We start from the raw sequence: 12,444 nt of genomic DNA, 5'->3' as shown, positions 1-12,444 counted from the left end.
TTTTTAGTTCACGAGTGCCGCGGCACTCCGATATGCCGCCGCGGCGGCCTCCCGCACCGGCAGCGCGCGGTGCGCGTCGGAGAGGATCTCCACGCCCCAAGGGCCCCGGAAACCGGCCGTACGGAGCGCGGCGATGATGCCCGGCAGGTCGAACGAGCCCTCTCCGCACAGGAGACGGCGGTGGACGGTGTCCTCGAAGAGCGTGCCGACGACCTGGCTGTCGGCGTCGTTGAGCTCCACGCCCACGATCCGCGCACCCGGTACGTCCGCCAGCTCGGCCGGCGGCGTGTGGGCGCGCTCGGTGTGCCAGACGTCGATGATGAGGCCTCCCGCCGGGTGGCCGGCGGCCTCCACGAGCCGTAGGCCGTCGTGCACCGTCCTGAGGTTGGACCAGGGCAGCGGTTCGACTCCGAGCCGGGCGCCCACCCCGTCGGCCTGTGCGGCGAGTACGGCGAACTCCTTGGCCCAGACGTCGAGTTCCCAGGGTTCGTCCGCCACGTCGGGGCCGATCTTGAAGGTGCGGGCGCCGAGCGCCTCGATGGCTCTCAGCATGCCGACCCGGACGGTGTCCGACGCGGCCCGCCGGGGTCCGTCGGCCCACCAGTCGGTCAGCAGCTCCAGTTCGACATGGCTGATCCCGTTGTCCTCGAAGAGGGACCGGATCCCGGCGATCCCGTATGCATGCTCGGCCTCCAACAAGTCCGCGTAAAGCAGTCCGAAGGCGGTGAATCCGGCGTCGCGCGCCGCCTCCACCCGGTCCCGGAGATTCAACGGACTGCGTTGATCTGCCTCGTCGGGAGCCGCGTCGCCCGCCGTGGTCCAGCAGGTGGCCAGAAATTGGTCAGCGGTCATTTCCGTTTCCTGGATCCCTCGTGGTCCGATTCCTGGAGTTCACAGAGAAAAGGCACCCGATCGCTCCGGCATTCTGAAATGGACCTCGCGTATCGGTCAATCCCTCGGAACACATCAAAAGCACATCAGGCCCGCATACGGCTACGCGACACCGCGCAGCACCGAGCGCAGGTGCTCGGCACTGGCCCACACGTCCTCGACCGGGCCCTTCGCCGTGGGCTCCTCGGTGAGGATGGTGTCCTGTTCGAGGACGTACCAGCCGTCGTAGCCGCGGGCGCTGAGGTGGGTGACGATGGCCTGGACGTCCACGTCCCCGGCGCCGAGCGGGCGGTACATGCCCTTGCGCACGGCGTCGGTGTAACTGAGCTGTCCGTCCTGGACCTTGGCGGCGAGGGAGGCGTCCACGTCCTTCATGTGGGTGTGGGCGATGCGCTCGGGGGCCTGGCGGGTGAGCTCGGCGGGGTCGGTGCCGCCGATGAGGAGGTGGCCGGTGTCGAGGCAGAGGGAGATCGCCGAGTGCTCCAGGACGCGCCGGACCTCGTCGCCGTTCTCGATCATCGTGCCGACGTGCGGGTGCAGGACGGCGCGGACACCGCGTTCGGCGGCCAGCGAGGCGAGCCGGTCGAGGTTCGACAGCAGCAACTTCCAGCCGTCGGCGTCGAGTTCGGGGCGCGAGTCGTAGCCGTCCTGGCCGGTGACGGCGGACAGCACCAGCACCTCCGCCTTCGAGGCGTCGTAGCCCGCCAGGAGCTGTTCGGCCTCGGGCAGCGGGTCGTGGCCGGGCACGTGCAGCAGCAGCGGGGTGAAGCCGCCGACGGCGTGCAGGTCGTGGTCGGCGAGGGTGCGGGCCATGGCGTCCGGCGCGCTGGGCAGGAAGCCCTCGGGACCGAACTCGGTGGCGGCCAGGCCGACCTCGCGCATCTCGTTCAGTACCCGCTCGGGCGTCAACTGGTAGCCCCAGCCGGGGACTTCGCACACGCCCCAGGAGATGGGGGCACCGGCGATCCTGTTTTGGGGGGAGGTGGTCATGCTGTGGCCTTTCTGAGATTCCGGTCGGGGTGGGGCGAGGGGCGGGAACGTGGTGAGGTGCGCGGGCATGACGAGGCCGGCCACCGCCGGGGCCGCCGCAGGCTCCATCGCCCTCTCCCTCCAGAAACCCGTCACGGCCGACCACGAGCACGCTGATCAGTCGGTCGCCGGGCCGTTCACATGGGCGTAACGGTAGGTGCGGCGCGGGGCATTGTTGAAGAGGTCAAAACCATCATTAATCCTTCATCGGGCACGTCTTTTTTCCCTCATCCGGACTTGACGGGCGGCGGCTGCCCGCGGATAGCTTCACGTGCGCGCCGAGGCGAGTCCGTACTGAAGGGAGTCCGTGCTCATGGCAGAGCGGGCCGTTCCGTCCCGTGTGGTGGCCGCGGAGCGTGCCGCCTCCGAGCTGGGCTTCACGTGGAGCTGTATCCCCGAGGTCGGCAGGCTGCTCAAGCTGGCCGCCGCCTCGAAACCGCACGGCGTCGTCGCGGAGAGCGGCACCGGCACGGGCGTGGGGGCCGCCTGGCTGCACAGCGGGCTCGGCGCGGGTGCCCGTCTGGTCACCGTGGAGCGTGACGAGGAGCTGGCCCGGCGGGCGGCCGGTGTCTTCGCGGACGACGACCGCGTCAGCGTCCTCACCGGGGACTGGCGTCTGCTGGAGCGGCACGCCCCCTTCGACGTCTTCTTCTGCGACGGCGGCGGAAAGCGCGAGGACCCCGAGCGGGTCGTCGATCTCCTCGCCCCCGGTGGCCTCCTCGTCCTGGACGACTTCACCCCGTCACCGCACTGGCCACCACGTCACGGCGACGAGGTCGACGAACTGCGCCTGTTCTACCTCACGCACCCGTCCCTCGACGCGACCGAGGTACTCACCACCCCGTCCACCTCGGCGGTGATCGCCGCCCGCCGCCCCTGAGACCCGCCCCGCCAAGGTGGGTGCACCAGGGCCACCCTCCCTCCGCGCTTCGCTCCTACGGTGGTCGGCATGGACAAGAACCGGCTGAGCGAGTTCCTGCGGGCCCGGCGCGCGCTGGTGCGGCCCGAGGACCACGGCATGCCCGCGGGGGTGCGCCGTACCCCCGGTCTGCGCCGTGAGGAGATCGCGGTCCTGGCCGGAGTGAGCACCGACTACTACGTACGGCTGGAACAGGGACGCGAGCACCGTCCCTCCTCCCAGGTGCTGCGGGCCCTGGCGGCCGCCCTGCTGCTGAAGGACGAGGAGACCGCCTATCTGCGCGCCCTCGTCGATCCACCGCGGTACGGCGGACCCCCGACCACCAGGGAGTACGCGGGCCCGCAGCTGGTGTCCCTGCTGGACGCCTGGCCGGACACACCGGCCCTCGTCTACGGCCGCCGTCTCGACCTGCTGGCCGTCAACTCCCTCGGCGAGGCGCTGTTCTCGTGGCTCGGTGACGAGACGAGCCTGATCAGAGCGATGTTCCTGAACCCGGCCGCCCGGGACTTCTACCGTGACTGGGCCGTGGTCGCGCAGGGATGCGTGGCCGCGCTGCGGGCGTCCAACCCCGGCCCGGACGACCGGGAGTTGCGGGCTCTGGTGGGTGAACTGTCCATGGCCGACCGGGACTTCGCCCGGATGTGGGCGCGCCACGAGGTACGGGCCAAGTCGGCCTCGGCCAAACGCTTCCATCACCCGCTGGCCGGCGATCTCACGCTGACCTTCGAGACCTTCTCCGTGAACAGCGCCCCCGGCCAGCATCTCGTCGTGTACCGGGCCGCACCGGGCAGCGCCGAAGCACAGTCGCTGGCCCTGCTCGGCGACTTCTCCCCCACCGAATCCCAGGACCTCAGACATGACCTCAGACATGACTTCCGACAAACCCCTCGAACCGCCGTCGAAGAGAACGGACAACTCCCCTATGGCGTGCGCTGATTCCCCCGTCTGGTTCATCACCGGCTGCTCCTCCGGCCTGGGCCGGGCACTGGCCGGCGCGGTACTGGAGCGCGGTTGGCGGGCGGTGGTCACCGCCCGGGACCCGCGCGCCGTCGCCGACGTGGTCGCGGGGCACGGTGAACGCGCCCTGCCGCTGGCCCTGGACGTCACCGACCCCGGGCAGATCGGCGCGGCGGTCGCACGGGCGCAGTCCGTCTTCGGGCGGATCGACGTGCTGGTCAACAACGCGGGCTACGGCTATCTCGGCGCCGTGGAGGAGGGCGAGGACGCCGAGGTACGCGCCCTGTTCGACACCAACGTGTTCGGCCTGGTCGACACCACGAAGGCCGTACTGCCGGGCATGCGCGCCCGACGGTCCGGTCACATCGTGAACGTCTCCTCGCTCGGCGGCCTGGTCGGGTTCGGCGCCACCGGCTACTACCACGCCTCCAAGTTCGCCGTGGAGGGCCTCTCCGAGTCGCTGGCCGCCGAACTCGCCCCGCTGGGCGTCAAGGTGACGATCGTCGAACCCGCCGCGTTCCGCACCAACTGGTCGGGGCCTTCCATGCGCCAGTCCGCCACGGCCATCGACGACTACGCCCCCACCGCGGGCACCCGCCGCACCAGCACCCTGGCCACCTACGGCAACCAGCCCGGCGACCCGGCCCGAGCGGCTCAGGCAGTCATCGACGCGGTCACGGCCGAAGTGCCCCCGTCACGGCTCCTGTTGGGCCGGGCCGCGTACGACATCGCCACGGCGAAACTCGACTCCCTCAGGACCACCTTCGAGAGCTGGCGTGAGGTCACCGTCGGCGCGGACTTCCCGCGGCGGGACTCGACGTCCGGAGCCGACTGACGGCCAACTGCCCTGCGAACCCGGGCAGTTCACAGGCACCCCTCTCCCACTACCGTCATGAACCAGAGTCTCACTGCTGCGCTCGCTTCAGGAACAGTTCCAGTCCGGCGAGGAGCCGTTCGACGTCCTCGACGCTGGTGTAGGGCGCGAGGCCGATCCGCAGCCCGCCGGAGTCGCCGAGGCCGAGCCGACGGGAGGCCTCGATGGCGTAGAAGGAACCTGCGGGCGCGTAGACGTCCCGTTCCGCCAGAAAGCGGGACGCGTCCTGCGTGGCCTGGGCGCCGAAGGCTTCGTCCAGGGTCAGGAGCACCGTGGGCGTCCGGTCGGCGGCCTTCGAGTGGACGGTGATCCCGTCCAGGGCGGCGAGCCCCTGGTCGATGCGCGTACGCAGGGTCTCCTCGTGCCGGTGCAGCGCGGCGAGACTCGCGGCCAGGCGCTCGCGACGACTGCCGCGGGCGTCCGTGTCGAGCCCGGCGAGGACATCGACCGCGGTCCTCGTCCCGGCGAGCAACTCGTAGGGCAGGGTGCCGAGTTCGAAACGCTCGGGTACCACGTCGGAGGACGGCAGCAGCTTGTCCGGCCGCAGGGTTTCGAGCAGTTCGGGCCGGGCGGTGAGGACGCCGTGATGAGGGCCGAGGAACTTGTAGGGCGAGCACACGAAGAAGTCCGCGCCGAGTTCGCCGATGTCGACCAGGGCGTGCGCGGTGTAGTGGACGCCGTCGACGTGGACCAGCGCCCCCACCTCATGAGCCAGCCGAGCCATCTCGGTGATCGCGGGCCGGGTGCCGATCAGGTTGGAGGCGGCGGTGACGGCGACCAGCCGGGTGCGGTCGGACAGGACGGCGCGGAGGTGGTCCAGGGTCAGCTCGCCGGTCGCGGGATCGAAGTCCGCCCAGCGCACCGTGGCGCCGACCCGCTCGGCCGCCTGGATCCAGGGCCGGATGTTGGCGTCGTGATCGAGACGGGTGACGACGACCTCGTCCCCGGGCGACCAGCTCGCGGCGAGGGTACGGGAGAAGTCGTAGGTGAGCTGCGTGGCGCTACGGCCGAACACGACCCCCGAGGCCTGAGCCCCCAGGAGATCCGCCATGGCCTCACGCGCCCCGGTGACGATGGCATCGGCGTTCCGCTCCCCCGCCGTCACCTGGCCCCGGTTCGAGAGCGGGTTCGCCAACGCCTCGGTAATGGCCTCGATGACCGGCCGCGGCGTCTGCGTACCACCGGGACCGTCGAAATGAGCGGGCCCACCACGCAGGGCAGGGAACAGGGCTCGCAGAGCAGAGATGTCGTAAACCACGGAAGTGAGCTCCTGTCGATGCCATGAGCGGGCCTCGGGGCCCCGGGTATCCACAACGATCATCTGACATCGAGGGCGTTCGGGGCAGTGGGCGGGGCGGGCTGCACACGCTGAGGCACACCCCTCAAGGACCGGCGAAGCCAGGTCCTACAGGGGCGCGGGGAACTGCGCGACCAGCCCCCACCGCCCCGCACCCACTGGACAACCCAAATCCCCCCCCTCAACGCCCCACCCGCCGAGGCAGCAACCCCATCTCCTGCGCCCGCAACACCGTACTCACCCGATCCCGCGTCCCCAGCTTCCGATACAGCCCCTCCACATGCTTGTGCACCGTACGCACGGAGATCCCCAGCCGACGAGCGATCGCCGAGGCCGTCATCGCATCGGCGAGCAGCAGCAGAACGGCGACCTGCCGAGGCGTGAGCCGAGAGTCCGCCGGCATCTCCTCCCGCGTCTCCGGCGAAGCCGTCGTCGCCCGCCAGCGTTCAAGAAGTTGCCGCTGCTGCTCCACACCGGCCAACAGGGGCTGCAACTCCTCGGCGGCCCGCACATGGTCCTCGGTGAAGTCCGCGCCCGCGCGGTACACGAGGCAACCAGTGACCGGGGTAGCCGTGCCAGGCAGGGGTATCGCCAGGACGTGGTCGGCGTCCATCAACCGGCTGATCGTCCCCGCGGTCCGGCTCCGCGCCCACCCCTTCCCCGCCATCCGATGCGCGGTCCCGGGCCGCCGGACGGCACCGGCACCGGCACCGGCGTAGTGATCCGCGAAGGGATACCCCCGCCGCAGCACCGCCATCGCGTCGTCGTCGATCCGCCCGAGGTACGCCGCGGCGGCAGGCGACAGACCCATCGAGCCACTCCGGTCCGTCCACTCACCGAGTTTGTAGATCAGCGCCTCGCCCCCGCACAGCCCCGGCAGGGCCGCGGCCACCAACGGCCACAGCCGATCGGGTTCCCGTTCGTGCAGCGCCGCCACCGCGACCGCCAGCATGCGTTCGTACGCCCCGGCAGGCCCGCCCGTCATCCGCCCTCACGATCCCGCGTGTGTCACGTCCGCATCCGCACGTACGTACTTCTCCCCATACCACCACGGTCCCGCCACCCGGCAAACTGCACAACATTCCGCCAGCGCCTGCGACCGTATGGATCAAGGGAGTTGACGGTACGGATCCGCCTGCGCGGGGGACAGGCGGATTTCCGCCGTTCCGGGGTCAAGCACCCGGGACGGGGAACAGCAGGCAGCTGCTCGTGGCGTGCGCGAGCAACCGGTCCTTCTCGTCGAACAGTTCGGCCTGGGCGAGCGCGGTACGCCGTCCGCCGTTCAGTACGGTCCCCACGGCACGGACGCGCCCGGTGTCGGCCGTGATCGGGCGCAGGAACTTCACGGTCAGGTCGAGCGACGTGTACCCCATGCCCTGCGGCAACGTGGACTGCACCGCGCACCCGGCCGCGGAGTCGAGCAGCGTGGCGTAGACCCCGCCGTGCACGCTGCCGATGGGGTTGTAGTGCTCCTCCCCCGGTATCAGCGAGAACACCGCGCGCCCGTGCTCCACCTCGTCGAGCGTGAAGTTCAGGGTGGCCCCGATGGGCGGCGCGGGCAGCCGCCCGCCGATCAGTTCCCGCAGGAATTCCAGCCCCGTGGACTGTCCTACGGCGGCTGCCGAGACCCCCGGGTCCTCCCACTCGTACGTGCGTGACCGTCCCATACGGCGCTACCTCCCAGCTGGCTTCCTGAAAAGAAGCTAGATGTGCCCGCAGCTGACTGTCAATGACAGAGCCAGGTGGCTACGCTGGCCGCATGGAATGGCTCGACGTGAGCACGGAGAACTGCCCGGTCCAGAGCACGCTCGATCTCGTCGGCGAGAAGTGGACCCTGCTGATCCTGCGGGACGCGTTCATCAGGGTCCGGCGCTTCGACGACTTCCGGCGTCATATCGGGCTCTCTGACGCGGTGCTCGCCGACCGGCTCCGCAAGCTGGTGGCGGCCGGCATCCTGACGACGGTGCCCTACCAGCAGGCGGGGAGCCGGACCCGGCACGAGTACCGGCTGACGACCAAGGGCCGCGATCTCTGGCCGGTGCTGATGGCGCTGCGGCAGTGGGGCGAGACGTACGCCGCGGACCCCGAGGGGCCGGTTCTCGACGTACGGCACACCGAGTGCGGCGCGCCGGTGCGGGTGGTGGTGGAGTGCGACGGGCCGCACGGCGCGCTCAAGCCGACCGAGGTGACGGCCGCGCCCGGACCCGCGGCCCGTCCCGTACGGACTCCGCTATCGAAGTGAGTGCCCGCGCGCCCCGGCGCCGACCGTGAGCGAGGTGCCGTCGCCCCGGTGGACGGTGGCGGTGCTGAACAGGGGCTCCGAGCGGGCGAGTTGGGCGGTGCCGGGGACCTCCGGGTACAGGCCGAGGCTCGCCCACACCGCCCAGGACGACATGGCACCGAGGTCGTCGTTGCCGACGAGTCCGCCGGGGGCGTCGGTGAACAGCGTGGACAGCGCGCGGTGGGTGACGGCCCCGGCGCGGTCGGCGTGGCCGACGGAGGCGTAGGCCCAAGGAGTCCCGAACGAGGGCTCGTTGCCGAGGTAGGCGTAGGGCTGGTCGGCGCCCGCGTTGAGGTTGCTGAAGAAGGTGTCGAGGCGTCCGGTGACGGCGGCGTCCCCGCCCATCGCGGCGAACAGCCCTGGCAGGTCCTGCGGCACCATCCACGTGTACTGCGCCGCGTTGCCCTCCACGTACTCCGTCTTCTGGGCCGGGGTGAAGGCCGGCCAGGTGCCGTCGGCGTTGCGGGGCTGGATGTAGCCGGTGGCGGGGTTGAAGAGGTTGCGCCAGTTCCCGGAGGCTCGCAGCAGGGTGTCGTACGACGTCAAGTCACCCAGCCGGTGCGCGAGTTGGGCGAGCGCGTAGTCGGCGACGGCGTACTCGAGGGTGGTGGAGACCGAGCCCCAGACGCCCTTGGTGCCGGCGGGAACGTAGCCGAAAGAGTCGTACTGCTCGTGTCCGGGGCGCTGGCGGTTGTCCTGGCGGTCCGCAAGGGCCGTACGCAGCAGGGTGGTCGCGTCGAAGTCGGTGCCGCCGAAGGCGTGGATCGCGGACGCGATGGCGGGCAGCGGGTCGCCGACCATGACGCCGCTGCCGCCGTTCGCGAGGGTCCAGCGGTCGAAGTACCCTGCCTGCAGGCCCTGGTTGAGGACGGACTGCGCGATGTCGGAGGCCTCTCGCGGGGCGAGTAGCGCCAGCAGCTGGACCTGGCAGCGGTAGACGTCCCAGCCGGAGAAGTTCGCGTACTGGACGTGCCCGGCCTGGGTGCGGTGGACGGCGCCGTCCATGCCGGTGTAGCGGCCGTCGGTGTCGCTGAAGACGCTGGGGTGCAGGAGGGCGTGGTAGAGCGCGGTGTAGAAGACCCGGCGCTGTGCGTCCGTGCCGCCGCCGACGGTGACGCGGTTGAGCCACCCGTTCCAGTCGTCGCGCACGGCCTGCCGGATCGTGTCGTACGACTGCGCCTTCTGCTCGTTGAGCGCGTTGCGGCGGGCGCCCTCGACGTCGACGAAGGAGACGCCGACCCGGGCGGTCACCGTGCGCACGCCGGGGGCGAAGGTGACCATGGCCGAGCCCGCCTTGCCGTCGGGGTGGGTGGCCTGGTCGAAGGGCTGGTCGAAGGTGGCGTGGAAGTAGAGCCGGTAGCGGTTCTTGGACTTGCAGAAGGCGCCGCTGTCGCTGTACCCGGAGAGCGTGTTGGTCCCGATGTCGACGGATCCGGTGGCCGCGGTGAACGCCTTGGCCGCCTCGATGCTCACGGCGGCGGGCCGGTTGTCGTTCGCCGGGTAGGTGAAGCGGGCGATGCCCGAGCGCTGGGTGGTGGTGAGGTCGGTGCCGATGCCGTTGTCGAAGGTGACGTGGTAACTGCCGGGCGCCGCCTGCTCGTTGGTGTGCGAGAACGTGGCGTACGCCGGCGGTGCGGTCTCCTGCGTGGGCATGAAGGGGACGTTGCCGTAGGCCGCGCAGCCCGCTCCGGAGATGTGCGCGAGGCTGAAGCCGCGGATGCGGTTGTCGCCGTAGGAGTAGCCGCCGTGCTGGTACGTCACCGTGTCGGGGCTCCACTGCATCCCGCCGAGCGGGGCCGAGGCGCCCGGGAAGGTGTTGCCCGCGCCACCGCCGTGGCCGAAGTCGGGGCCGCCGGGGGCGGTGCCGACGAAGGGGTTGACGTACCGCGCGAGATCGTCGACGGCCCGGGGCCGGGACGTCCCGTCGGCCCGGACCGGCGCGGCGGCCGCTCCGGACGCCACGAGCACCGAGGCCGCCAGAGCGGCCCGAAGCAGGGGAAGTCGCACCACGTTTCTCCAGCCAGACAGGGGATCCGCCGCCCGCGCGGCGCCGGACCGCGAGTGTCCCCAACCCGGCCCCACCCGCCGTGCCGCCACACCGTCCGGGTCCGAGGACCAGCCGGTCGGGTCATCACTCCGCCGTCCGTCGCGGTCGCCGACAGGGCGTGCGCTGACGTGGTACGTGCGACGCGGCGTCTGGAAACATGGGCGCCTCACACGACGGGGGTGGCTGATGCGACGGGTTCGGATGACGCACGGGGTGATGGGCGCGGTCCTGTTCGGGGTGATGGCGACCGGCTGTTCGGGCTCCGGGGACGCGCGGTCCGCGGAGACGACGACCGCGTCCCCGCCCGCCTCCGCGTCGGCCTCCGCCGCGACGCAGAGCTCCGGCGGCGGCCAGGGCCCGTGGCGTGCCTGGACCAAGGACCTCTCCGGCTCGGAGGGGGTACAGGTCTGCGGTGCCACGGCCCACCAGGTCGTGTGCGCCACCGGCGCGGACGGTTTCGTCGGGCGGTCCCGGACCGACGGCGGGATCACCTGGACCGTGCCCACCACCACCTCCGGCAAGAACCTCGGACTCGTCGTGGACAAGGCCGCCGAACGCGCGGTGACCAGCGGCGGCCGCACCCTGCGCGCCGCGAACCTCCGCACCGGCAAGGCGGCCTGGTCCCACCCGCTGCCCGTCGACCGCGTGTACACCCAGTTCGTCACGGCGGAGGGAATCGTCTACGCCCTCGACGCGTGGAGCAGTTTCGACCGCGAGCCGAGCGTTGCGCTCGGCGCCTACCGGGAGTCCGACGGCAAGACGCTGTGGCACAGGACGGTGGACGCCAAGCGCTCCGAGAGCCCGGCCGCGTTCGGCGGGCGCGTCTACACGACCGATTCCTCGAAGGTCACGGCGCGCGACGCCCGTACCGGCGACGCGCTCGCGACCACCACCTCGGGCACCAAGTGCCCGCACCTCATCGCCGGCGGCGGCTACCTCGTCTGCTCGGGAAGCGCGTACACGGCCGAGGACACCTTTCCGCCCCTCCGGCGGCTCGACCCGGGCGACCTCCGACCACTCGCTACCGCCAAGGCCACCGACGAGAAACCCGAACGCGCTCTGATCTCGGCCGACGGTGTGCTGATGCTCTTCGAGGTCAGTCCGGAGGATTCCAGCGTCGGGGACTGGAACGCCTACGACCTCAACCACCCGAAGAAGCTGTGGAGTTACTCCACGACCACGGACCAGGCCGGCCTGGTCGGCGGGCGGTTCCTGACCTTCACCCCCCGCAACGACCGCGCCGTCCGTGGACACATGATCAGCATCGACCTGCATGCCGGACCGCACGCGAAAGGTGCTGCCGCACCCCGCATGTCACCGGCCTACCCGGAGACCGTGGGCAGCGCGTACCCTGCGTTCGTCCTGCCGGGAGGCGACCCGGACTACGTCGTCATCGAAACGATGGTCCACCACATCCTGCGGTCGTTGCCGCTGCCCTAGGAACCGGACGAAGGGGTGGCCCAGTGACATGCGTGGTGCGGCATCACCGCCGAGATGCGGCGGCTGACCATCGGTACGCGGGACGGAGGTACCCGGCACCTGGTGGTGCGGACCTTCGTCGACCCGTACTTCGTGGAGCACGCCGAGGACATGCTGCACCGCGAGGCCGACGCCGTCGTCCCTCCCCGCGGCGCCGACGCGGTGGCCTGGGCCGCGGCGACCGACGCCATCCGCAAGCCCGCGCCCCGGTACGAGGGACGGTTCCTGCACCGGGACTTCCACCCCGGCAACGTGTTGTCCGACGAGCCGTCCCGCAACGGGGCAGGCCTGCGTATCAGCGGCGTCGTCGACTGGGTGCAGACCTCCTGGGGACCGGCGGACCTGGATGTGGCGCACTGCTCCACCAACCTCGCGCTGCCGCACCGCCCGGCCTGGGGTCTGCGGTTCGCCGAGGCGTACGAGGAGTCCGGCGGGGTTCTGGCCGCGGCCGCGGGTGAGCGGTTGTACTGGCGGCTGCTGGACGCGCTGGCGTTCGGGTCCGGTGTGGGGCCGGTGGCTCGGCCGTGGCGGGAGGCGGGGCGGGCCGAGCTGACGACGCGGGCTGTGGAGGAACGGCCGGACGCCTACGTCATCGCCCTGTTGGAGGCGGTGAGTTGAGCCGGTGCGGGGACTGGTCTCCCGCACCGGCAGCCGAGTTGTTCCGGACGGA

General features: G+C 71.1%; 13 protein-coding genes. 7 read left to right on the top strand and 6 right to left on the bottom strand.

Annotated features, from left to right (window positions below; genetic code table 11):
- Positions 1-3 precede the first annotated feature (3 nt).
- Positions 4-852 (bottom strand): sugar phosphate isomerase/epimerase family protein, encoded by an 849-nt coding sequence (locus tag R2B38_RS41435; RefSeq protein ID WP_318020944.1) that lies wholly within the window; start codon positions 850-852, stop codon positions 4-6.
- A 141-nt stretch (positions 853-993) separates the two neighbouring features.
- A complete protein-coding gene (locus R2B38_RS41430) occupies positions 994-1,881 on the bottom strand; it encodes a sugar phosphate isomerase/epimerase (RefSeq protein WP_318020943.1) in 888 nt (295 codons plus the stop codon).
- A gap of 67 nt (positions 1,882-1,948) precedes the next feature.
- Between R2B38_RS41430 and R2B38_RS41425 the strand changes: the two genes are divergently transcribed.
- The 4 genes from R2B38_RS41425 (at position 1,949) to R2B38_RS41410 (ending at position 4,631) form a co-directional block, all read left to right on the top strand.
- Positions 1,949-2,071, top strand: coding sequence for a hypothetical protein (locus tag R2B38_RS41425; protein WP_318020942.1), 123 nt, complete (start codon positions 1,949-1,951; stop codon positions 2,069-2,071).
- 156 nt (positions 2,072-2,227) lie between these two features.
- Positions 2,228-2,800 carry an O-methyltransferase gene (locus tag R2B38_RS41420; RefSeq protein WP_033280544.1) on the top strand — a complete coding sequence of 191 codons (573 nt, stop codon included), beginning with the start codon at positions 2,228-2,230 and terminating at the stop codon, positions 2,798-2,800.
- A gap of 69 nt (positions 2,801-2,869) precedes the next feature.
- Positions 2,870-3,775: a helix-turn-helix transcriptional regulator gene (locus R2B38_RS41415; protein ID WP_318020941.1), complete on the top strand. Its 906-nt coding sequence runs from the start codon at positions 2,870-2,872 to the stop codon at positions 3,773-3,775.
- Complete coding sequence (locus R2B38_RS41410) at positions 3,762-4,631, top strand: oxidoreductase (protein ID WP_318020940.1); 870 nt, start codon at positions 3,762-3,764, stop codon at positions 4,629-4,631. The genes R2B38_RS41415 and R2B38_RS41410 overlap by 14 nt, the downstream gene beginning before the upstream one ends.
- Positions 4,632-4,701: 70 nt before the next feature.
- On the opposite strand, the gene R2B38_RS41405 is transcribed toward R2B38_RS41410, so the two are convergent.
- From R2B38_RS41405 to R2B38_RS41395, 3 genes are all read right to left on the bottom strand, one after another.
- The gene (locus tag R2B38_RS41405) at positions 4,702-5,928 is read right to left on the bottom strand and encodes a cysteine desulfurase-like protein (protein ID WP_318020939.1); all 1,227 of its coding nucleotides are present in this window, start codon (positions 5,926-5,928) and stop codon (positions 4,702-4,704) included.
- A gap of 220 nt (positions 5,929-6,148) precedes the next feature.
- Entirely contained in the window at positions 6,149-6,952 is an 804-nt protein-coding gene (locus tag R2B38_RS41400) for a helix-turn-helix transcriptional regulator (protein ID WP_318020938.1), read from the bottom strand.
- 187 nt (positions 6,953-7,139) lie between these two features.
- Positions 7,140-7,634 carry a PaaI family thioesterase gene (locus R2B38_RS41395; RefSeq protein ID WP_033280541.1) on the bottom strand — a complete coding sequence of 165 codons (495 nt, stop codon included), beginning with the start codon at positions 7,632-7,634 and terminating at the stop codon, positions 7,140-7,142.
- A gap of 92 nt (positions 7,635-7,726) precedes the next feature.
- Here R2B38_RS41395 and R2B38_RS41390 point away from each other — a divergent pair, with 92 nt between their 5' ends.
- Positions 7,727-8,209: a helix-turn-helix domain-containing protein gene (locus R2B38_RS41390; RefSeq protein ID WP_318020937.1), complete on the top strand. Its 483-nt coding sequence runs from the start codon at positions 7,727-7,729 to the stop codon at positions 8,207-8,209.
- Here the strand turns inward: R2B38_RS41390 and R2B38_RS41385 are convergent.
- Positions 8,198-10,255, bottom strand: a complete 2,058-nt coding sequence (locus tag R2B38_RS41385) for a GH92 family glycosyl hydrolase (protein ID WP_318020936.1) — start codon at positions 10,253-10,255, stop codon at positions 8,198-8,200. The two genes, R2B38_RS41390 and R2B38_RS41385, sit on opposite strands and share 12 nt — an antisense overlap.
- A gap of 226 nt (positions 10,256-10,481) precedes the next feature.
- Between R2B38_RS41385 and R2B38_RS41380 the strand changes: the two genes are divergently transcribed.
- On the top strand, positions 10,482-11,735 hold the full coding sequence (locus R2B38_RS41380; protein WP_318020935.1) for a PQQ-binding-like beta-propeller repeat protein: 1,254 nt from the start codon (positions 10,482-10,484) through the stop codon (positions 11,733-11,735).
- 42 nt (positions 11,736-11,777) lie between these two features.
- A complete protein-coding gene (locus tag R2B38_RS41375) occupies positions 11,778-12,392 on the top strand; it encodes a phosphotransferase (RefSeq protein ID WP_318021922.1) in 615 nt (204 codons plus the stop codon).
- The last annotated feature ends 52 nt before the right edge of the window (positions 12,393-12,444 follow it).

The sequence above is a fragment of the Streptomyces sp. N50 genome (genome assembly GCF_033335955.1).
Classification (GTDB): Bacteria; Actinomycetota; Actinomycetes; order Streptomycetales; family Streptomycetaceae; genus Streptomyces.
This window is presented reverse-complemented; position numbering and strand designations above follow the sequence as displayed.